Raw genomic sequence first — 22,328 nt, 5'->3', positions numbered from 1 at the left:
TCCTTTATATTTTGTGTGGTAGCATATATTTTATAGGAAAAGTGAATAATTTGTCTATTCTTTTATATTCCAATAAAAAATAGTGCTAATGGATTTATTTCCATCAACACTATAAATTATAGAACCAATAATTTTCAAGCACCCATTAGGGTGCTTTTTTAATAGCAAAAAATATATTTTAATGCTATGATATTTAAAGAGGATATTATGAAAAATATTAATAAAGACAAAATTATTATTGGTATTCTTGTAATTGTTTTCGCCATATACGGTTTTATTTCAAGTAAAAATAACTCTAAATTAGATTTTAGAGAAATAAAAAACAACAACTTAACTTCAACGGATGTTTCCCTTAAAACAGAAAATATTTTCGTCCATGTAGATGGTGAAGTTAATAATCCTGGACTCTATGAATTTAATAATGATAATAGAGTAAATGATGCTATTTCTAAAGCTGGGGGAGTTACTAATAAAGCCGATTTGAAAAACATAAATTTAGCCCAAAAATTAGAAGATGAGATGAAAATATTTATTCCAACTAAAAACTCTAATGAAAACCAAGGTGAAAATAATTCTAAAGAAGAATCTGATTCCCTGCTTATTAATATTAATTCTGCTTCTAAAGAAGAATTAATGTTACTACCAGGTATTGGAGAAACGAGAGCCAATGCTATTTTAAAATATAGGGAAGAGAACAATTTTAAGAAAATTGAAGATTTAATGAATATTTCAGGAATTGGAGAAAAGACCTTTGAGGGATTAAAAGATTTAATTTCTGTTTATTAAGGAGAAAAAATGGATAATGAAATAAAAATGACTAATTATGCAAAAACTTCTGGCTGAGCTGCTAAATTCGGACCTGATGTCCTTGCACAAGTTTTGTGTAATTTACCAAAGAATAATGACGAAAATTTAATTGTAGGTTTAGAAACTTCAGACGATGCTGCAGTTTATAAAATAAATGAAGACTTAGCACTAATTCAAACTTTGGATTTTTTCACGCCTATTGTAGATGATCCCTATCATTATGGCAGAATTGCTGCTGCAAACTCTCTTTCAGACGTTTATGCAATGGGAGGGGACCCTAAAATTGCAATGAATATTGTTTGTTTTCCTAATTGCTTAGATCCAAGTGTTTTAGCCGAAATTCTAAAAGGCGGATTTGAGAAAGTAAATGAAGCAGATTGTATTTTAGCTGGTGGTCACACAGTTCAAGATGATGAACCAAAATATGGCTTATCTGTTTCAGGTTTTGTACATCCAAATAAAATCTGGACTAACTCTAATTGTAAATCTAATGATTACCTAATTTTAACAAAACCTATAGGTACTGGAGTTATTAACACTGCTATTAAAGGTGGCATTGTCGATAAAAAAATAGAACTAAAAGCTATTGAAACAATGTCAACTTTAAACAAGTATGCTAAAATAGTAGCAGAGAACTATAATATAAATAGTTGTACCGATATTACAGGTTTTGGACTAGCTGGCCATTTATATGAAATGGCTAAGGGAAGTAATTGTAGTATAAATTTACATTTTAACAATATTCCAATTATTGAAGGAACAAAAGAATTTTTTAATTTTGGATTAATTCCTGCAGGTACTTATAATAACAAACATTTTGTAGGTGAAAATATTGAATATAAAATAAAAGATGATTTTACAGATATTATTTTTGATCCACAAACTTCAGGAGGGTTATTATTTAGTCTTCCTAAAGATGAGGCTATATCTTTAAAAAAGGATTTAGAGAAAAATAATATAGACTCAGAAATTATTGGAGAAGTAGAAAGTTTAAAAGAAAAGTATATATATTTAGTATAATATATATGATTGAGGTGTAAAATGGAACTTAATGTACTATTATCGTTTCCAGAATCAAAATATAAAAATGAAATATTATATAATTTTTCTGATGATCCTAATTATATTATTACAACTACAAGTACTATTGCAGAATCTATTGAAAAAGTTAATAATTTTGAATTCGATATAATTTTACTTGATATGAATTATAGCGATGGTACTGGATTAGACCTAAAGAAGAAATTAAATGATATAAGGGATATTCCAACTATTTTTGTTACAGATGTTAATGATGACATACAAAAAGTATTGGCTTTAGAATACGGAGCAGATGACTATATTGTATATCCTTTTAACATCTTAGAACTAAAAGCTCGTATAAGGGCTATTATTAGAAGAGTAGCAAAACCTCAAGATGATAATATGATTGAGCAAGAAAAAGAAAATATTATCATATTTGATGATTTTGAATTTAATATTGTTGGAAGGAAGGTTACCCTAAAGGGAGAAGATATAGACTTAACCGGTAAGGAATTTGACCTTTTATATATTTTAGTTTCAAATTCTGGTAAAGTCTACTCTAGAATAGACTTAGCAAAAGAAATTTGGGATGAAAATTATGAAGGACATTTACGTACTGTAGATGTTCATATAAAAAGATTAAGAGAAAAAATCTTTGATAATGATGGCCTAATTATTAAAACCAAGTGGGGTAAAGGCTATTATTATGGAAATTTAGAAGCAGGTGAATAAAATGACTTTACATCAATTTGATGAATTAAAAAATTCAGATATACTGGCAAATATTAATACTACAAAAGGAACAATTAAGGTGAAATTATTTCCTAATATTGCTCCATTAGCTGTAGAAAATTTTATAACATTAGCTAAAAAAGGATATTATGATAATGTTATTTTCCATAGAGTTATTAATGATTTTATGGTTCAAACAGGTGATCCTGAAGGAACGGGCAGAGGTGGAAATAGTATTTGGAATAAACCTTTCAAAGATGAATTTGATTTAAATTATAGAAATTTCAGAGGAGCATTATCAATGGCTAATGCGGGCCCAAACACCAATGGTAGCCAGTTTTTTATAGTTCAAAAAAACAATACAGAACCTAATTATATTAAACAAATGCGAGATATGGAAGAAGAAGATGGATACCCTAAAGATATTATCGATGCATATGAAAAATTTGGAGGGACTTTTTGGTTAGATTTTAAACATACAGTTTTTGGCCATGTTTATAGTGGAATGGATATTGTTGATGAAATCGCCAGTAGTGAAGTTGGAATTAATGACAAACCTATTGAGGAGATTAAAATAAAGAACATAGAAATATTATAAAAAACCTAAACTATCTTAATCAGGATAGTTTAGATTTTTTTCATTTATGTTATTTAAAACATCATTTAAATATTTTTTACTTATATATTTTGCCATAGATAAATTCATATCTAAATAATTTCCACAGTCTTTAGCTGTTGCTCCAGGTATTTCATCATTATAATCTATAATATACCTAAACATGTCTTTTAAAAGTTCTACAATATCCTTAGATTTATAATCTCCAGATAAAATTAAGTAAAATCCTGTTCGACATCCCATAGGACCAAAATATATGACCTTATCTTTAAATTCACTGTTATTACGTAGAAAGGTTGCTCCTAGATGTTCAATGGTATGAATCTCAGCTGTGTTCATTACTGGCTCAAAATTAGGCCTAGTGATTCTAATATCAAATGTTGTTAAACAATTTGTCCCTAAAAAATCTTTTCGTGAAACGTAAATACCTGGTAGTAAATTTAAATGATCTACTTTAAAACTATCAATTTTATCCATAATTCAAATCCTTTTCTTCTATTTTAAAATTCCATAATCGATTTCTATCTATTTCATTGGCATAATTAATACCTATACGTTTATTTCTATGGAAATTATATGTTTTTTTATTATCCTCAAAATATAAATCTTTACTAAAAACAGTTTTTCCATTTAAACTTCTATCTATTCCTAATTTTTTTGTAATTTTACCTGGTCCATATATATTATTAAGTCCTCGTATTAATATAGCTTGTGGCTGACCTTTGTTGCCGGTAACAATATTAAACATATTATGAATTCCATAACAAAGATAAACATATATAGTTCCTGCTTCATCATATAATATTTTTGTTCTATTGGTTAAACCTTTACTAGCATGGCAAGCAGTATCTTCTTCTCCTCTATAAATTCCCAATTCAGATACAATATACTTAGTATTTTTAAAAACCAATGTTTTACCGATTAAATCCTCTGCTACTAATAAAATATCTCTATTAAAAAAATCATAATCTAATTTATTCAAATGACAAGGCCTCTTTTTGAATTGACACAGAAAGAATTATACCTATTGAAATAAGATTAATTAATTGGAATGTACCTCCATAACTAAAAAATGGTAATGGAATACCTGTAACTGGCATAATTCCCAAAGTCATTCCTATATTTTCAAATATATGAAACAGAAACATAGCAGCAAATCCCATAATGACTAATCTGGTAAAAACTTGATTGCTATTTTTTGCTAATACAACAAATCTATATAATAGTCCACAATACAAAGCTATAAGTAAACCTCCGCCTAAAAAACCAAATTCTTCTACTAAAACAGGGAATATATAGTCCGTTTGTTTTTCTGGTATAAAATTAAATTGGCTTTGTGTTCCTTTTAAAAATCCTTTACCAAAAAACTTTCCAGATCCTATAGCAATTTTTCCTTGTATGGCTTGGTAACTTGAGTCTGAAACATCATGTTCTGGATTAAGAAAAGTTAAAATTCTCTTTTTTTGAAAATCTTCTAGTGATAAATATATAAAAGGTAAGGACACAATACCTAATCCTAGAGCCATAAAAAAATATTTCATCTTTACACCAGCGGAAAATAACATTATAACAATAATAAAAATAAAAACCATAGCAGTCCCAGCATCAGGCTGTAATAAGATTAATATTACTGGTATTAGGGCAAAAATTATAATTTTTAATAGGATTTTAGGATGATTTATAGTCTTAATATTTATTTCTATAAATCTAGAAAACGAAATTATAAATCCGATTTTTACAATTTCAGCAGGTTGAAATCTAATTGGTCCCAATACAATCCAACTATTAGAACCCCACTGTTCTCTACCAGTACCTATTAGTAGAACTAAAACTAATAAGGCAATACTAACAATATAAATCTTCATATAATTTTGTTTTAAGAAATCAGTATCTATTAATAAAATAAATACTATTGATATTAAGCCTAATATAGTTGCAATGACTTGTGCTAAAATAGTTTTATTCCCTAGGCTTCTAGTTGCACTAAATAAAACCACTAGTCCAAAAGCTAATAAGGCTAATAGTATTATAACTAATTTTTTATCTAATTTTCCTAAATTTTTCTTTCGTAAATTAAACATCTAATCACCTTCGATTATTATATCATAGATGAAATATTATTAACTAACTTTATGCTATAATAATTTAGGGGTAATTTTATGAAAATAGGATTTCATATAACGACTAGTAAGGGATTTCATTATGCAATTAATGAATCAATTAAATATAAGGCAAATACTTTCCAGTTTTTTCCTAGGAATCCAAGAGGCTCAAAATCTAGAAAAATAAAAAATGATGAAATTTCTAAATTCAATGAAGGTCTCAACAAATATAATTTTGGCCCAGTAGTTTGTCATGGGGCATACACTATGAATTTAGCATCAAATAAAGAATCTGTAAGAAATAATAGTATTGAATTAATGAAAGATGATTTTGAAAGAATTAAAAAACTAGGAGTAGAAAATTATGTTTTTCATCCTGGTTCCCATGTTGGGCAAGGTGAGAAAACAGGTTTGGATTTCATTATAGAAGGATTAAATTCTATACTAGATGAAGACTATAAATTTACTCTTTGTTTAGAAACTATGTCTGGAAAAGGTACAGAATTAGGATATGATTTTAAACAATTAAAATATATTATGGATAATTTAAATTATAAAAAAGTTGGAATTTGTATGGATACATGTCATATATTCAGTGCAGGTTATAATATAAAAAATAAGTTTTCATATGTTATGGAAGAATTTGATAATATAATAGGTATTAATAATATTAAAATTTTACATTTTAATGATAGTAAAACTGAATTTAATTCACGAAAAGATAGACATGAGAAAATTGGACTAGGTTCACTAGGTATTGATACCTTTAAAAGTTTTATTAATTATGATTATTTTACAAATATACCTATAATATTAGAAACACCTAATGATTTAGAGGGATATAAAGAGGAAATTGAATTATTATATAGTTTAAAGGAATAGATATGAGTAAACATTTAAAAATAATAGAAATAGATAAAGTATTGGATATTTTAGAAAAGGATTATCCCGATGCGAAAGCGGAATTAAACTTTTCTACACCGTATGAATTATTAGTTGCTACAATTTTATCTGCCCAGTGTACAGATGTTCAAGTAAATAAAACCACTGATGTTCTATTTAAAGAATATAATACACCTGAAAAAATGGTAGAATTATCTACTGAGGAGTTAGGTAAAAAAATTAAAAGCTGTGGTTTTTATAAAACTAAAAGTGCAAATATTTTAAGTACTTCAAGAATCTTAATAGAAAACTATAATTCAAAAGTACCTGCAACTATGGAAAAGTTAATAGAACTACCAGGTGTAGGTAGAAAAACAGCAAATGTAGTTCTATCTAATGCTTTTAATATTCCTAGTATAGCAGTAGATACTCATGTTTTTAGAGTTTCTAATAGAATAGGAATCGCCAATGCAGATAATGTAGAAAAAACTGAAAAACAATTACGCAGGAGAATAAAAAAAGACAGGTGGAGCAAAAGTCATCATGTTTTAATTTTTCATGGGCGAAGGGTTTGTAAAGCTAGAAATCCTGCTTGTGAGATATGCAGTGTTCAAAACTGTTGTTTATACTATAATAAAAAATAAGTTTAGGAGATATTATGTTTAATATAGTTTTATTAGAACCTGAAAAACCAGCAAATACAGGTAATATAGGAAGAACTTGTCTTTTAACAAATTCAAAACTTCATCTTATAAGGCCTTTCTATTTTAAAATGGATGATAAGACCTTAAGAAGAACTGGACTTGATTATTGGAAAGACGTTAATATAGAAATTTATGATAACTATGAAGATTTTTTAAATAAGAATCAAAATATAAATATATATTACGCAACTACTAAAACAAACAAAACATATGCAGAGGCTAAATTTAAAGATGGTGATTATATTATGTTTGGAAAGGAATCTGCCGGAATTCCTGAATCAATTTTAAATTCAAATAGAAATAATTGTATTCGTATACCAATGATAAAAGATTTAAAAAGATCATTAAATCTAGCCAATAGCGTTAATATTATTTTATTTGAAGCCTTAAAACAAAATAATTTTTTAGATTTAATATAGCCAAGAAAATTATCTTGGCTTTTTTTATTGCATTTATTTGTAAATTGTAGTATTATCTATATAAACGAAATTGTCCCTTATGGGACAAAAAAGAGTGGTGCCTATGAATAAAAATATAATCGATATTCTATACCCCGATTATAAGGAAAAAATGCTACAACGATATAATATTCTAAATGAAATTAAAATGAATAATAATATCGGCAGAAGAAAACTATCTAATATTTTAAATTTAAATGAAAGATTAATTCGTAATGAAACAGAAAAACTTTTTCAAATGAATTTAATAATAATAGAGCAAGTGGGTATGAATATTACAAAAGAAGGTATTGCCGTACTAGATGAAGCATCTGATTTTATAAAGGATTTATATAGTCATGAAGAATTAAGTCAAAAAATCAAAAACTTACTTGGAATAAAAAAAGTTATTATTTCCCAAGGTAGTATTTATGAATCAAACGGCAGACTTGAACTGGCTAAAGTGTCAAGTAATTACTTTTTGAAGAATATAAAAAACAATATGATAATTGGTATAACTGGTGGTTCAACTATTGGACAAACCATTGAAAATATACAAACAAATAAAAGTTTTTCAGATATTGTAATAGTTCCAGTAAGAGGGAGCTTAATGGGGTCAGTAAAGAACCAAACCAATATCCTAGCTGTAAAACTAGCAGAAAAACTAAATTCAAAATACGCAAACTTTTATTTACCAGATGATTTTGATTTAGATAACTTAAAGGATATTTCTAAATTACCAGAAGTTCAAAAAACATTAAATTTAATCAATCATTTAGATTTATTGGTTTTTGGTATTGGAGATGCCCTTAAAATGGCAAATCGTCGTTTATTATCTGAAAAGGAAAAAAATCTGTTAATAGAAAATAATGCGGTTGCAGAAGCATTTGGAAATTATTTTGATATAAATGGGAATATAGTATTAAAATCTAAGTCTATAGGAATAAGTTTGGAACAATTTCTAAATGTTAAGGATGTTATTGCCATAGCTGGTGATGATGAAAAAGAAAAGGCGATAATTGCTATTTCTGAAGTAAGGAAAGATATTACTTTAATAATTACTGAAGAATGTGCAAAAAAAATAATTGAATTAAAAGATAGCAATATCTAAATTTAAGGAGGAAATTTAATGAAAGTAGCAGTAAATGGTTTTGGTAGAATTGGTAGAGATGTAGTAAGACAAATTTTTGAAAGAGATGAAAAAGATTTAGAATTAGTAGCTATAAACTTTAGTACAGATATTGATACAATGGCTCACTTATTTAAATATGATTCATTATATGGAAAATTCAATGGTACTGTTGAAGTTGCAGGAGATTCATTTGTAATTAATGGTAAAACAGTAAAAATTGTAAATGATAGAGATCCAGCTAATTTACCATGGAAAGAATTAGGAGTAGAATTAGTAATAGACTCTACAGGTGCATTTAAAGATGAAGCAGGCCTAGGTAAGCATATTCAAGCAGGTGCTAAAAAAGTTATATTAACAGCTCCTGGTAAAGGAATAAAAACTATTGTTATGGGTGTAAATGAAGAAACTTACGATCCTGAAAATGATAATATTATTTCAAATGCTTCTTGTACAACTAACTGTTTAGCACCTATGGCTAAAGTTTTAGATGAAAACTTTGGTATAAAAAGAGGTTTAATGACTACTATTCATGCTTATACAGGAGATCAAAATCTACATGATAATAAGCATAGAGATATTAGAAGAGCTAGAGCTGCTGCTTTAAGTATGGTTCCAACTACTACTGGTGCTGCAAAAGCAGTTGCATTAGTATTACCACAATTAGAAGGTAAACTAAATGGATTTGCAGTAAGAGTTCCAACCCCTACAGTATCTTTAACAGACTTGACTGTTGAATTAGATAAAGATGTTACTAAAGAAGATGTAAACAACGCTATTAAAAATGCTGCTAATAACGAAATGAAAGGCATTTTAGGATACTCTGATGAAAAACTAGTTTCTATAGATTTCCAAGGAGATCCAAGATCTTCAATATTTGATGCTGATTTAACAACAGTTATAGATGGTAATTTTGTAAAAGTTGTTTCTTGGTATGATAATGAGTGGGGATATTCTCAAAGAGTTGTAGATTTAGCTAAATTAGTTGCTACAAAATAGTTATATAATAAATTAATAAGCCCAGTCTTTGACTGGGCTTATTTAAAGAATGAACGAGGTGAATTCTATGTTAAATAAAAAATCCGTTAAAGATTTAGATGTAAATGGAAAAAAGGTTTTAGTCAGAGTAGATTTTAATGTTCCAATGTCTAAAACTGAAGAAGGTGTTATTACTGATGATGCAAGAATTGTTGCAGCAATACCAACTATACAATATTTAATAGATAATAACGCTAGGGTAATTCTTATGTCTCATTTAGGTAGACCAAAAGGAGAGCCTAAAAAAGAATTTTCTTTAGCCCCAGTAGCTAAAAAATTATCTGAACTTATTAATAAAGAAGTTAAATTTTTAGATTCTGATGTTGTTGTTGACAACAATGTTATAAATGAAGTTAATAATTTAAAAGATGGGGAAGTAGCTTTACTACAAAACACTAGATATCGTAATGAAGAAACAAAAAATGGAGAAGAATTTGCAAAAGAATTAGCAGGTTTAGGAGAATTATATGTAAATGATGCTTTTGGTACTTCCCATAGAGCACATGCTTCTAATGTTGGTGTATCTTCTTTATTACCATCTGCAGTAGGGTTTTTAGTAGAAAAAGAACTAGATATAATGGGTAAGGCTTTAGAAAATCCAGAAAGACCTTTTATAGCAATTTTAGGTGGTGCTAAAGTAAGTGATAAAATTGGTGTTATTGAAAATCTTTTAAATAAGGTAGACTCTATAATTATTGGTGGAGGTATGGCCTTTACCTTCTTAAAGGCCGAAGGTAAAAATGTAGGTAAATCTTTATTAGAAGAAGATAAAATAGATTTAGCAAAAGAATTAATGGATAAGGCTACAGAAAAAGGAGTAAAATTATTCTTACCAACTGATGTAGTTGCAGCAAAAGAAATGACAGATACTGCAAAGGCAGAAATTATTTCTGTTAATGATTTTTCAGATGATATTGCAGGATTTGACATAGGGCCTAAAACTATAGAGGAATTTTCAGAGGAAATAAAGAAATCAAAAACAGTTGTTTGGAATGGGCCAATGGGAGTATTTGAGGTTGAACAATTTAGTAAAGGTACCTTTGCTATAGCTAAGTCATTAGCAGAATCAAATGCTATAACTATTATTGGTGGAGGAGATTCTGCATCTGCAATAGAAAAAGCAGGATATAAAGAAAAAGTAACACATGTTTCAACTGGAGGAGGAGCTTCTTTAGAGTTCTTAGAAGGAAAAGAACTTCCAGGTGTTGCAGCTATTAGTGATAAATAGGAGGAATTATGCGTAAACCAATAATTGCAGGTAACTGGAAAATGAACAATACTGTTACAGAAACTATAAGTTTATTAAAAGACATTACTTCATTAAATTTAGATAAAGATGTAGAAAAAGTAGTTGTTGTTCCTTTTACTAGTGCATACTCTGCTATTGATATGTTAAAAGATTCAGATATAAAAGTTGGATGTCAAAATATGTATTTTGAAGAATCTGGTGCATTTACTGGTGAGGTTTCACCTTTAATGCTTAAGGACTTGGGAATTGAATACGTAATAATAGGACATTCAGAGAGAAGAGAAATATTCGGTGAAGATGATGATTTAATTAATAAAAAAGTTATTTCTGCTTTAAAACATGATATTAATCCAATTTTATGTTGTGGAGAAACTTTAGAAGAAAGAGAAAACAACAAGCAAGAGGAAAAAGTTAGAAATCAATTAATTAATGATTTAAAAGATGTTTCTGCTGATGACATTGCAAAAGTAGTAATTGCTTATGAACCTATTTGGGCAATTGGTACTGGAAAAACAGCTTCTAGTGACGATGCTGAAGAAATGTGTAAATTCATTAGAAATTTATTAAAAGAATTATATAATGAAGAATTAGCAGACAAAGTTAGAATCCAATATGGTGGTTCTGTTAAACCTGGTAATGTTACAGAAATAATGGAAAAAGAAAATATTGATGGTGCTTTAGTTGGAGGAGCTAGTTTAGAAGCTGATAGTTATGCATCATTAGTAAATTTTAGAAGGTAAATATGAAAAAAACAATGTTAATGATCTTAGATGGATGGGGAATAGGAGAAAATTATGAAGGTAATGCTATAAATTTAGCTAATACTCCTAATTTTGATAAATTACTAAATGAATATCCTCATTCAACTTTAGAAGCAAGTGGTCTAGCTGTTGGATTACCTGAAGGACAGATGGGTAACTCTGAAGTAGGACATCTAAATATTGGAGCTGGTAAAACAGTTTATCAAGATTTAACAAAAATTACAAAAGCTATAAAAGATAGAAGCTTCTTTGAAAATGAGCAATTATTGTCCGCTATAAATAATGCTAAGAAAAACAATAGTAATTTACACCTATTAGGATTAGTATCCCATGGTGGTGTTCATAGCCATATGGACCATTTATTTGCTCTTTTAGAACTATGTAAACTAAATAATTTTGAAAATGTATTCGTCCATGCTTTTTTAGATGGTAGGGATGTTTCTCCAACTGCTGCTAAAAATGATATTGCTGAATTAGAAAATAAAATGGCAGAAATAGGCGTTGGTAAATTAGCTACAATAGCTGGAAGATATTATGCAATGGATAGGGATAAAAGATGGGATAGAGTTGAAAAAGCTTATAATTCCATAGTACTTGGAGAAGGTAATAAATCAGATAATATTATTAAAACAATTACTGACTCCTATGAAAATAAAGTTACCGATGAATTTCTTGTTCCAACTATAATATCCGAAAATATTCAAGGATTAATAAATGATAACGACTCTATTATATTCTTTAACTTTAGACCAGATAGAGCTCGTGAATTAACTAGAGCAATAATAGATAAAGACTTTGATGGATTTGAAAGAAGAAAAGTTCTAAAGAATATAACTTATATTTGCATGACTCAGTATGATGCAACAATAGAAAATGTTAAAATTGCATTTCCACCAGATGTTCATAAAAATACTTTAGGGGAAGTAATTTCAAAAAATAATTTATCACAATTAAGAATTGCTGAAACAGAAAAATATGCCCATGTAACATTTTTCTTTAATGGTGGTAATGAAGAACCTAACCCAGGAGAAGATAGGAAATTAATTCCTTCTCCAAAAGTAGCAACTTATGATTTACAACCGGAAATGAGTGCTATTGAAGTTACTGAAAATGTTGTTAAAGCCATAAATGATAACAAATATGACTTAATAATTTTGAATTATGCTAATACAGATATGGTCGGCCATACAGGTGTTTTAGACGCTGCTATAAAAGCTGTTGAAACTGTAGATAAATGTATAGGAAAAGTATTAGAAGCTATAGAAAAAAATGATACAACTCTATTTATTACTGCTGATCATGGTAATAGTGAATATTTAATTGATAAAGTTACAGGAGAATCATTTACAGCACATACTACAAATAAAGTTCCTTTCATTGAGTTTCCAAGAAAGGATTTAGAATTAGAAGACGGTAAATTATCTGATATAGCTCCAACTATATTAGATATTATGAATATTGAACAACCAAAAGAAATGACTGGTAAATCACTTATTAAAAAACTATAGGAGGTTATAATGAGTACAATTATAGACATATATGCAAGGGAAGTATTAGATTCAAGAGGAAATCCAACTGTCGAAGTTGAAGTAACAACCGATTCAGGAGCTGTGGGATTAGCTATGGTTCCTTCAGGAGCATCTACTGGAGCACATGAAGCAGTTGAGTTAAGAGATGGAGATAAAAGTAGATATTTAGGAAAAGGTGTTACTAAAGCAGTAGATAATGTTAATGATATTATTGCTGATGAAATTGTTGGCTGGTCAGTATTTGATCAAATCGGTATTGACAATGCAATGATAGCTTTAGATGGAACAAGTAATAAAGGAAAATTAGGTGCTAATGCAATACTTGGAGTATCTATGGCTGTTGCTAAAGCTGCTGCAGATGATTTAGGAATGCAATTATATGAATACATAGGAGGAGTAAATTCTAAGACACTTCCTGTACCTATGATGAATATTCTAAATGGTGGAGAACATGCTGACAATAATGTAGATATTCAAGAATTTATGGTTATGCCTGTAGGTGCACCTAACTTTAAAGAGGGTTTAAGAATGGGAACAGAAGTATTCCATAGCTTAAAATCAGTATTAAAAGAAAAAGGATTAAACACTGCTGTAGGTGACGAAGGAGGATTTGCTCCTAACTTAAGTTCTAATGAAGAAGCATTAGAAACTATTGTAACAGCTATAAAAAAAGCAGGTTATGAGCCTGGATCAGATATTGTTTTAGCTTTAGACGTTGCTTCTTCTGAAATGTTTGTAGATGGGAAATATAATTTCAAAGGAGAAGGTGTAGTAAGAACTACTGATGAATTAATTGACTACTACAAAGGATTAGTAGAAAAATTCCCTATTATATCCATTGAAGATGGTTTAGCAGAAGATGACTGGGATGGCTGGAAAAAACTAACTGATGTTTTAGGCGAAAAAGTACAATTAGTAGGGGACGACCTTTTTGTAACTAATGTTGAAAGATTAGAAAAAGGAATTAACTTAGGAATAGCCAACTCAATTTTAATAAAATTAAATCAAATTGGAACAATTACTGAAACTCTTGATGCTATTGAATTAGCTAAAAGAAACGGATATACTGCAGTAATTTCCCATAGATCTGGAGAAACAGAAGACACTACAATAGCTGATTTAGCAGTTGCTACAAATGCTGGTCAAATTAAAACAGGTTCAGCATCTAGAACTGATAGAATTGCTAAATACAACCAATTATTAAGAATTGAAGATTATTTAGATGATAATTCAAAATATGATGGTTTAAGTACTTTCTATAATTTAAAAAAATAATATAACTATATTATTGACACTAAAAAGAGAAATAGAATTATTTCTCTTTTTAGTGTTTTTTTGTATCTGAATTTTAAATTTTTATTTGATATAATAGTTGTAATATTTATTATAAAGGTGTTTTATGAAAAAATATCCAGCTCTTATTATAGCAATAATATTATTATTGGGAATTATTTTAAATAGTATTTTAAATTTACCTAAAAATATTTTAATTGTAATATTGTTTTTAGGAATTTTTCTATTCTTTTTAAAAAGTAAGAATTTAAATTATTTAGGGCTGGCCTTAATTTTAACTATATTGTCATTATTTAACTATAATAATTCTTTAAATAAATTAAATCCTGAATTAGATGGAAATCACTATATAATTTCTGGTGAAATAAAAAGTTTGAAAAAAGATGAAGATAAAACAACCTTAATTATTACAAATGTATTACTTGACTCTAGTCTAAATACCGACGACATAATCGTCTATTATGATGGTAAAAAAAACAATCTTTCTGTTGGAGATAAAATAGAATTTACAAATAAATTATTTGTTCCTATTGAAAACTTCAACCCTGGTGAATTTAATTATTATAATTATTTAATTTCAAATAATATATTTTATTACTCCTATACAAATGATTTACAAGTTATTGGTAAAAGTAATAATTTATTACTTACAGCTAGAGGTAACTTTTTTACAAAAATTAATAAAGTCTTATCTAAATTAAATCCTAATAGTAAGGACTTCCTATATTCAGTTATAACAGGAAATAATTTTTTACCAGGGGAATATACTAATCTATACAAAAATCTAGGAATAATGCATATTTTATCCGTTAGTGGGCTACATATAATCATACTTCAGTCACTTTTACTATTTTGTTTAAATTTCATTATTGTTAATAGAAATATTAAAAGAATCTTAACCTTAGTAATAATATTTATATATTGTCTATTAATTGGATTTCCTATGTCCTCTATTAGAGCCTTTATTTTCATATTTATTGATTTTTTATCAAGTATATATATGAAAGCTAAAGTCCAAATAAAAACCATATCCGTGTCTGCAATTTTGATATTACTCATTAATCCTTGGAGCATATTTGACCTAGGATTTCAATTTTCATTTTTGTCAGTTTTAGGAATTGCACTAATATATCCTTTACTAAAAAATAAAAATTATGCTAACAGTAGTATTTTAAATATCCTATATTTGACTTTAGCTATTAATATATTAATAATTCCACTACAAATTTTTTATTTTAGAAATTTTTCAATGGCTTTTTTTCTAGGAAATATTATAGTAATACCATTATTAACTATTATAATAAATATATCTGTTATATATATGTGCCTTTCCCTTGTACCTATAGTAAATACGATTTTTATATCAATAATAAATTTACTATATAATATTGCCACATATTGTATAGTAGGTATAAATAATATTTTTGAAAAATTCAATAGAGGTATGTATTTAAACTTGTATAATATAGTTATAATTTATATATCAATACTATTAATTTTAACAATTTCATATAATTTCTATTATTTTAAAAGGAATAGTAAGAAGTTTTTTTATATATTTATTAAATTAATACCCTTTCATTTAATCTTTTTATTTTTTTGCACAATTTATCATAGTCCAATAAAGTTTAGTATGATAAATATAGGACAGGGTGACTGCTTTTTATTAGAAAGTAAAAACTATAATATCTTATTTGATACTGGAGGTTCTTATTTTAAAGGATATAATACTTCTGGAGAAAGACTGATAAATTTTTTAAAATATGAAAAAATCAAGGAAATAGATGCTGTTTTTCTATCTCATTTTGATGAGGACCATGCAGGAAATATTGGAATCCTATTAGATAATTTTGGCAATATACCAATATTTGGAAGAATCGGTGGGGCAGATATAATAAAAGAAAAATATAATATAAAAAACGATTTTTATTTTGAGTTAAAAAATGATGAAAATATTGATTTAGAAAACCTAAAAATACAAGTAATAGGACAAAATGAAAAGCATAATGATGAAAATAGTAAATCGGTAATTTTAAAAATCAAAATTTACACCAACACAATTCTTCTCACTGGAGATATTTCAAAAGAAGTAGAAGAAAATATACTTTATAAAAATCTTAAAAGTGATATTCTAAAAATACCACATCATGGATCTAAAACAAGTTCTACTATAGAATTTATTAATTCGGTAGACCCTAAAGATGCATTATTATCTGTCGGGAAAAACAATATATATAACTTGCCAAACGATGAAGTAATAAAAAGATATATGGAAAATAATATAAATATAAAAAGAACTGACAAAGATGGAATTGTAATAATAGATTTTTATAAAAACAATTATAATATTTATAAATATAATGAAATTATAAAATACAATATTTTAAATTCTACTAATTTAATATACACTATATATGGACTAATATTAATTATAATATTAAAAAACTACTATAATAGGATGGAATATGGAGAACTTTAAAAAAAATATATATTTAATTTATGGTGAGGAAAAATTTTTAATCGATAAATTTAATAAAGCAATAATAGATAAAACACTGAATAAAGAATTCTTAGATTTTAATTTAATAAAATTTGAATCTAAAAAACTAAAATTTGATTCTATTGTAAATGCATTAGAAACCTTACCTCTATTTGATGAAAACAAAATAATTATTATTGATGATTTAGATACCAGTAAAAAAGGAATTTCATCAAATTCTGAATTCATTGATAATCTATATAATTATATTGATAATATTTCAAATTACAATAATATAATTATAAATTCCTATTTAGATAAACCCTTTAAAGGAAAATTTTTTAAAAAAATCGAAAAATATGGGACATTAAAACAATTTAAAAAGTTTAATTATTCAGAACTAGAAAAGTATATTAAAGAATTTTTTAAAAAAAACTCTTTAGATTATAACTTAAATACTATTGACTATATAATTGATAAGACTGCCTATTTAAATAAAGATTTTAATAAAAATCTATACAATGTTAATAACGAACTTGAGAAATTAAAAAATATTAAAGTAAAAATTACTAAGAAAATAGTAGATGATGTTTTTACAGATTCTTTTGAAAATAACATTTTTAAATTAACAGATGCTATTTCTACAAAAAACATATCTAGTTCTATAAAACTTTATAATGAATTACTTATTAATAGTAATGATCCTTTTAGGATTTTTTATATGATAGTAAGACTTATTAGAAATATCATAATTGTTAAAGAAGGAACTAGACTAAATATGTCAGAACATAATATTAGCAAAGATTTTTCAATATCTAGCTTTGAAATAAAAAAAATTAAATCTGTTATAAATTTATGGAAATATGATACTTTAAAAACAGGAATCCATAATTCCTACAATACTGAGGTTTTATTAAAATCTACATCAGTAAATTCTAACTATATTGTAGAAAATTATATAATAAATTTATTGAAATAATTTTAATAAAAAAAGAGATAATGTAATGGATCCTTTTACATTATCTCAATAAAACCTATTTAGATGAATTTAATTTTTTTGAAAGTTTACTTAATTGTCTAGAAGCTGTGTTTTTATGAAGAACATTTTTTGAAGTAGCCTTCTTTAATTTTTTATCTATAACCCTTAATAAGCTTTTTGCTTCATCAAAATCATTAGAAGAAATAGCATCTTCAAATTTTTTAATATAAGTTTTAATTTCAGATTTTCTTGCTTTATTTTCTAAAGTTTGTCTTTTAGTTACATCTATTCTTTTAATTGCTGATTTAATATTTGCCATTATTTCACCTCCTAAACATAACATTGTTATTATATAATAGCAAAAAACAAAAATCAAGAGAATTTATGTTATAATTATTAATGGATTTATTTTAAATATATACTTAAATGCAGGAGCGTAAGAATGAATAGTAGTAAAAAAGTTAAGTCTGAATTTTTTGAGTGGATTATTATGATTATTGTAGCTGTAATACTAGCTTTAATTATAAGATACTTCGTATTAAGTTCTACTCTAGTAAATGGTTCTAGTATGGAACCTACCTTAAAAACAAATGATAGACTACTTGTAAATAGAATAAGTTTTATGGTCGATGATTTAAAATACGGTGATATTGTCGAATTCCATAACCCTCATAATGAAAAAGAAGATTTTATAAAGAGAGTAATAGCACTAGAGGGAGATGTAGTAGAAATAAAAAACAATATTGTACATGTTAATAACAAGCCCTTAAAAGAAGAATATACTAGTACAGAAAATGGTTTTACAACTTTTGGAGCAGAATCCTATTGGGAAGTAGGAAAGGATGAGGTTTTTGTACTAGGAGACAACAGGCCAAATAGTAACGATAGTAGAGCTTTTGGACCTATAGAAAAAGATTCTATTGTAGGGATAGCATTTTTTAGATTTTATCCCTTCTCGAAAATTGGATTAATAAAATAATTTATGGTGAAATTATGAACGATAATAGTAGAGAAAAATCCGAATTTTTAGAGTGGATATTTCTAATTGTCCTAACTTTAATTTTAGCTGTATTAATTAATACCTTTATTTTTAGTCAGACAATAGTAAAGGGGTCAAGTATGGAACCTACCTTGAAGACTAATGATAGATTATTAATTAATAAAATAGGATTTTTAGTAGACAATATAGAATATGGTGATATTGTAGAATTCCATAATCCTTATAATAAAAATGATGATAACTATATTAAGCGAGTTATTGCTTTAGAGGGAGATATTGTAGAAATAATAGAAAATAGGGTATATGTAAATCAAAATTTGCTTACTGAAGAATACACCAGCACTAATGGTGAAACAAAAATAGAGTCTGAATATTATTGGGAAATCAAAAATGATGAGGTGTTTGTTCTAGGTGATAATAGACCAAAAAGTGATGATAGTAGATTATTTGGTCCAATAAAAAAAGATTCTATTGTAGGTATTGCTTTTTTTAGGTTTTATCCTTTTAATAAGTTTGGAAATTTAAATATTAATTAGTAGGGGATTTAATGAATATAAAAAAATCAAATATAAGAAATTTTTCAATAATTGCACATATTGATCATGGTAAGTCCACATTAGCTGATAGACTAATTGAAGAAACCGGAATGTTGACTAAACGAGAAATGGAAAGTCAAGTATTAGATAGTATGGACTTAGAGAAAGAAAGAGGAATTACAATAAAACTAAAGGCTGTAAAATTATTTTATAAGTCTTTAGATGGAGAAGAATATATACTAAATTTAATTGATACTCCAGGTCATGTAGACTTTAACTATGAAGTGTCGAGAAGTTTGGCTGCTTGTGAAGGAGCTGTCTTAATTGTCGATGCTACACAGGGAGTTGAAGCCCAAACGTTAGCAAATGTTTACTTAGCTATAGACCAAGATTTAGAAATTCTTCCTGTTATTAATAAAATTGATTTACCTTCTGCAGATATTGAATATGCAAAAAATGAAATAGAAGAAATTATAGGGCTGGATGCTTCTAACATACCGGAAATTTCTGCTAAAGAAGGAATTAATATAGTAGATGTTTTAGAGGATATTGTAAATAATATACCAGCACCAGAAGGAAATGATTCTAATCCTTTAAAGGCTTTAATTTTCGATTCATACTATGATTCCTATAAAGGTGTAGTGTCATATGTTAGAGTTTTTGAAGGAATAATAAAACCAGGGATGAATATTAAAATGATGTCATCTGGTAAAGAATTTGAAGTTACTGAAGTTGGTTATACTACTAATTCCAGTATAGTAACTGATAAGATTACTGCAGGTGATGTAGGATATGTTGTAGCCAGTATAAAAAATGTAGAAGATTCAAGAGTTGGTGACACTATAACAGATGCTAATAATCCTACTGACAAGGCTTTACCAGGCTATAAAAAAGTTACTCCTATGGTATATTGTGGTATATATCCTGCTGAAGGTGAAGAATTTACTGCTATTAGGGAAGCTTTAGAGAAATTACAAGTAAATGATGCTTCACTAACTTTTGAGCCAGAATCATCTGTAGCACTTGGATTTGGATTTAGATGTGGTTTCTTAGGATTGTTACATATGGAAATAATTCAAGAACGATTAGAAAGAGAATTTGATTTAAATATTATTACAACAGCTCCATCGGTTATTTATAAGGTTACTAAAAAAACTGGTGAAGTGTTAAATATACAAAATCCAAGTAATCTTCCTGAACCTACTGAAATAGAGTATATGGAAGAGCCTATAGTAGATGCAAATATTATGGCTCCAAAAGATTATGTTGGAGTAATAATGGAATTATGTCAAAACAAACGGGGAACATTTGTAAATATGGAGTATTTAGATGAAAAAAGAGTAAACATAAATTATACTCTACCTTTAAATGAAGTGATTTACGATTTCTTTGATGCTTTAAAATCAAAAACAAAGGGTTATGCGTCTTTAGACTATGAACTAAAAGGTTATGAAGTTTCCGAATTAGTAAAATTGGATATTTTAATAAATGGAGAACTTGTTGATGCTTTTTCATTAATAGTCCACAGTGAAAAGGCTTATGAAAGAGCTAGGATTATCGTTGAAAGACTTAAGGAAGAAATACCTAGACACCAATTTGCAATTCCTATTCAGGCTTCAATAGGTTCTAAAATAATAGCTAGAGAAACTGTAAGAGCTTTAAGAAAAGACGTTTTAGCAAAATGTTACGGTGGAGATATTTCACGAAAAAGAAAATTACTAGAAAAACAAAAAGAAGGAAAGAAACGAATGAGACAAATTGGATCTGTAGAAGTTCCACAACAAGCCTTCTTATCGGTATTAAAATATGATGAAGATTAATCTCATAGCTTTGCTATGAGATTTTTTTAAAGGTTATTTGGAGGTTAAATGAAAAAATTAGGTATATATGTTCATATTCCATTTTGTAAAGAAAAATGTTATTATTGTGATTTTATTACAATGCCTTATCAAGAAAAAAGAATAGGCGAGTATTTTTCTCTATTGGAAAAGGAAGTTTATATGTACAAAGATAAGTTTAAAAATTATACAATAGACAGTATTTATTTTGGTGGTGGAACTCCTTCTTTTGTAGATTCAAAATATATTATTGATTTAATATTATTATTAAAAAAATATTTTTTTATTGAAGAAAATATAGAATTTACCATTGAAACTAATCCTGATACATTAGATAAGTATAAATTAAATGATTATATTAATTATGGAATTAATAGAATTTCCTTAGGAGTTCAAACTTTTAACGATAATATTTTAAAGATATTAGGAAGAAATCATAGTTCTGAAACAATTATTAATGACATAGAAATAATAAAAGAAGTGGGATTTAAAAATTTAAGTTTAGATTTAATAATGGGGCTTCCAAAACAAAAATTATCTAATATAAAAAATGATTTGCAAATTATAAAAGAAATTTCCCCTAAACATATTTCTTATTATGATTTAATAATAGAAGAAAATACCAGATTTAATAAATTATATAAGGAGAAAAAACTATTACTTCCAACAGATGATGAAAATAGAAAATTTTATAAAAATATTATATCTTCATTAAATAGTATGAATTTAAATCAATACGAAATTTCAAATTTTGCTGTAACTGGTTTTGAATCGAAACATAATTTAAAGTATTGGCTTGTAAATGAATACTTAGGTCTTGGAATTGGAGCTTCAAGTTATATTCATAATTATAGATATACAAATGAATATAGATATAAAGAATATAAAAATAAAATTAATAAAGATGTTCTTCCTATTCAAGCAAAAGAATACTTAACTTATAATAATAAAATATTTGAAAAAATAATTATGAATATGCGACTCGTTACAGGTCTAAGCCTAAAAGAATTAAAATCAGAATACAATTATGATATTTTTGAGAAAAATGAAAAGATAATTAATGAATATATTAAACAAAATCTATTAATCCTTCATAATGACAGATTGTCTTTTACTGAAGAAGGATTTAATATTTCCAATAAATTTTTTATAGATATTAATATTTAGTATTGACAAATCTAAATATTAATACTA

At 26.9% G+C, this 22,328-nt stretch carries 23 protein-coding genes; 19 read left to right on the top strand and 4 right to left on the bottom strand.

From position 1 onward, the window contains the following. The first annotated feature begins 207 nt into the window (after positions 1-207). The 4 genes from WAO56_RS00605 to WAO56_RS00590 are packed head-to-tail and all read left to right on the top strand — an operon-like array spanning position 208 to position 3,160. On the top strand, positions 208-786 hold the full coding sequence (locus tag WAO56_RS00605) for a helix-hairpin-helix domain-containing protein (RefSeq protein WP_422144667.1): 579 nt from the start codon (positions 208-210) through the stop codon (positions 784-786). A gap of 9 nt (positions 787-795) precedes the next feature. Continuing rightward, the gene (gene selD / locus WAO56_RS00600) at positions 796-1,827 is read left to right on the top strand and encodes a selenide, water dikinase SelD (RefSeq protein WP_422144666.1); all 1,032 of its coding nucleotides are present in this window, start codon (positions 796-798) and stop codon (positions 1,825-1,827) included. A gap of 21 nt (positions 1,828-1,848) precedes the next feature. Continuing rightward, positions 1,849-2,562 (top strand): response regulator transcription factor, encoded by a 714-nt coding sequence (locus tag WAO56_RS00595; protein ID WP_422144665.1) that lies wholly within the window; start codon positions 1,849-1,851, stop codon positions 2,560-2,562. Between the two features lies 1 nt (position 2,563). Further along, the gene (locus WAO56_RS00590; RefSeq protein WP_422144664.1) at positions 2,564-3,160 is read left to right on the top strand and encodes a peptidylprolyl isomerase; all 597 of its coding nucleotides are present in this window, start codon (positions 2,564-2,566) and stop codon (positions 3,158-3,160) included. Positions 3,161-3,175: 15 nt separating this feature from the next. Here the strand turns inward: WAO56_RS00590 and WAO56_RS00585 are convergent, their stop codons facing one another. Genes WAO56_RS00585 through rodA form a run of 3 tightly spaced genes read right to left on the bottom strand, consistent with a single transcriptional unit; the run spans position 3,176 to position 5,259 of the window. Continuing rightward, a complete protein-coding gene (locus WAO56_RS00585; RefSeq protein ID WP_422144663.1) occupies positions 3,176-3,655 on the bottom strand; it encodes an S-ribosylhomocysteine lyase in 480 nt (159 codons plus the stop codon). Beyond that, positions 3,648-4,160 (bottom strand): DNA-3-methyladenine glycosylase, encoded by a 513-nt coding sequence (locus WAO56_RS00580; RefSeq protein ID WP_422144662.1) that lies wholly within the window; start codon positions 4,158-4,160, stop codon positions 3,648-3,650. The genes WAO56_RS00585 and WAO56_RS00580 overlap by 8 nt, the downstream gene beginning before the upstream one ends. Further along, positions 4,153-5,259: a rod shape-determining protein RodA gene (rodA, locus tag WAO56_RS00575; RefSeq protein WP_422146175.1), complete on the bottom strand. Its 1,107-nt coding sequence runs from the start codon at positions 5,257-5,259 to the stop codon at positions 4,153-4,155. Before rodA ends, WAO56_RS00580 begins: the two co-directional genes overlap by 8 nt. 78 nt (positions 5,260-5,337) lie before the next feature. On the opposite strand from rodA, the gene WAO56_RS00570 reads away from it, so the two are divergent. The 11 genes from WAO56_RS00570 (at position 5,338) to holA (ending at position 17,760) form a co-directional block, all read left to right on the top strand. Further along, positions 5,338-6,162, top strand: a complete 825-nt coding sequence (locus WAO56_RS00570; RefSeq protein WP_422144660.1) for a deoxyribonuclease IV — start codon at positions 5,338-5,340, stop codon at positions 6,160-6,162. A gap of 2 nt (positions 6,163-6,164) precedes the next feature. Then, positions 6,165-6,806: an endonuclease III gene (gene nth, locus WAO56_RS00565; protein WP_422144659.1), complete on the top strand. Its 642-nt coding sequence runs from the start codon at positions 6,165-6,167 to the stop codon at positions 6,804-6,806. A 14-nt stretch (positions 6,807-6,820) separates the two neighbouring features. Beyond that, a complete protein-coding gene (locus WAO56_RS00560; RefSeq protein ID WP_422144658.1) occupies positions 6,821-7,285 on the top strand; it encodes a tRNA (cytidine(34)-2'-O)-methyltransferase in 465 nt (154 codons plus the stop codon). A 103-nt stretch (positions 7,286-7,388) separates the two neighbouring features. Continuing rightward, on the top strand, positions 7,389-8,414 hold the full coding sequence (locus WAO56_RS00555; RefSeq protein ID WP_422146174.1) for a sugar-binding transcriptional regulator: 1,026 nt from the start codon (positions 7,389-7,391) through the stop codon (positions 8,412-8,414). 18 nt (positions 8,415-8,432) lie between these two features. Further along, positions 8,433-9,431, top strand: a complete 999-nt coding sequence (gap, locus tag WAO56_RS00550; RefSeq protein ID WP_422144656.1) for a type I glyceraldehyde-3-phosphate dehydrogenase — start codon at positions 8,433-8,435, stop codon at positions 9,429-9,431. Between the two features lie 67 nt (positions 9,432-9,498). Then, positions 9,499-10,698 carry a phosphoglycerate kinase gene (locus WAO56_RS00545; RefSeq protein WP_422144655.1) on the top strand — a complete coding sequence of 400 codons (1,200 nt, stop codon included), beginning with the start codon at positions 9,499-9,501 and terminating at the stop codon, positions 10,696-10,698. Between the two features lie 8 nt (positions 10,699-10,706). Beyond that, on the top strand, positions 10,707-11,459 hold the full coding sequence (gene tpiA, locus WAO56_RS00540; protein ID WP_422144654.1) for a triose-phosphate isomerase: 753 nt from the start codon (positions 10,707-10,709) through the stop codon (positions 11,457-11,459). A 2-nt stretch (positions 11,460-11,461) separates the two neighbouring features. Further along, complete coding sequence (gpmI, locus tag WAO56_RS00535; RefSeq protein WP_422144653.1) at positions 11,462-12,988, top strand: 2,3-bisphosphoglycerate-independent phosphoglycerate mutase; 1,527 nt, start codon at positions 11,462-11,464, stop codon at positions 12,986-12,988. Between the two features lie 9 nt (positions 12,989-12,997). Further along, positions 12,998-14,284, top strand: coding sequence for a phosphopyruvate hydratase (eno, locus tag WAO56_RS00530; protein WP_422144652.1), 1,287 nt, complete (start codon positions 12,998-13,000; stop codon positions 14,282-14,284). 124 nt (positions 14,285-14,408) lie between these two features. Next, positions 14,409-16,781, top strand: coding sequence for a DNA internalization-related competence protein ComEC/Rec2 (locus tag WAO56_RS00525; RefSeq protein WP_422144651.1), 2,373 nt, complete (start codon positions 14,409-14,411; stop codon positions 16,779-16,781). Further along, positions 16,768-17,760, top strand: a complete 993-nt coding sequence (gene holA / locus WAO56_RS00520) for a DNA polymerase III subunit delta (protein WP_422144650.1) — start codon at positions 16,768-16,770, stop codon at positions 17,758-17,760. Before WAO56_RS00525 ends, holA begins: the two co-directional genes overlap by 14 nt. A 55-nt stretch (positions 17,761-17,815) precedes the next feature. On the opposite strand, the gene rpsT is transcribed toward holA, so the two are convergent. Beyond that, the gene (gene rpsT, locus WAO56_RS00515) at positions 17,816-18,079 is read right to left on the bottom strand and encodes a 30S ribosomal protein S20 (protein ID WP_422144649.1); all 264 of its coding nucleotides are present in this window, start codon (positions 18,077-18,079) and stop codon (positions 17,816-17,818) included. A gap of 123 nt (positions 18,080-18,202) precedes the next feature. On the opposite strand from rpsT, the gene lepB (WAO56_RS00510) reads away from it, so the two are divergent. From lepB (WAO56_RS00510) to hemW, 4 genes are read left to right on the top strand one after another with little or no spacing between them, the layout of a single operon-like run. Continuing rightward, complete coding sequence (gene lepB / locus WAO56_RS00510; protein WP_422144648.1) at positions 18,203-18,739, top strand: signal peptidase I; 537 nt, start codon at positions 18,203-18,205, stop codon at positions 18,737-18,739. Positions 18,740-18,753: 14 nt separating this feature from the next. Then, complete coding sequence (gene lepB, locus WAO56_RS00505) at positions 18,754-19,296, top strand: signal peptidase I (RefSeq protein ID WP_422144647.1); 543 nt, start codon at positions 18,754-18,756, stop codon at positions 19,294-19,296. A gap of 11 nt (positions 19,297-19,307) precedes the next feature. Then, positions 19,308-21,116: a translation elongation factor 4 gene (gene lepA, locus WAO56_RS00500; RefSeq protein WP_422144646.1), complete on the top strand. Its 1,809-nt coding sequence runs from the start codon at positions 19,308-19,310 to the stop codon at positions 21,114-21,116. Between the two features lie 48 nt (positions 21,117-21,164). Next, the gene (hemW, locus tag WAO56_RS00495; protein ID WP_422144645.1) at positions 21,165-22,301 is read left to right on the top strand and encodes a radical SAM family heme chaperone HemW; all 1,137 of its coding nucleotides are present in this window, start codon (positions 21,165-21,167) and stop codon (positions 22,299-22,301) included. The last annotated feature ends 27 nt before the right edge of the window (positions 22,302-22,328 follow it).

This window comes from Miniphocaeibacter sp., from assembly GCF_049276255.1.
Classification (GTDB): domain Bacteria; phylum Bacillota; class Clostridia; order Tissierellales; family Peptoniphilaceae; genus Miniphocaeibacter.
This window is presented reverse-complemented; position numbering and strand designations above follow the sequence as displayed.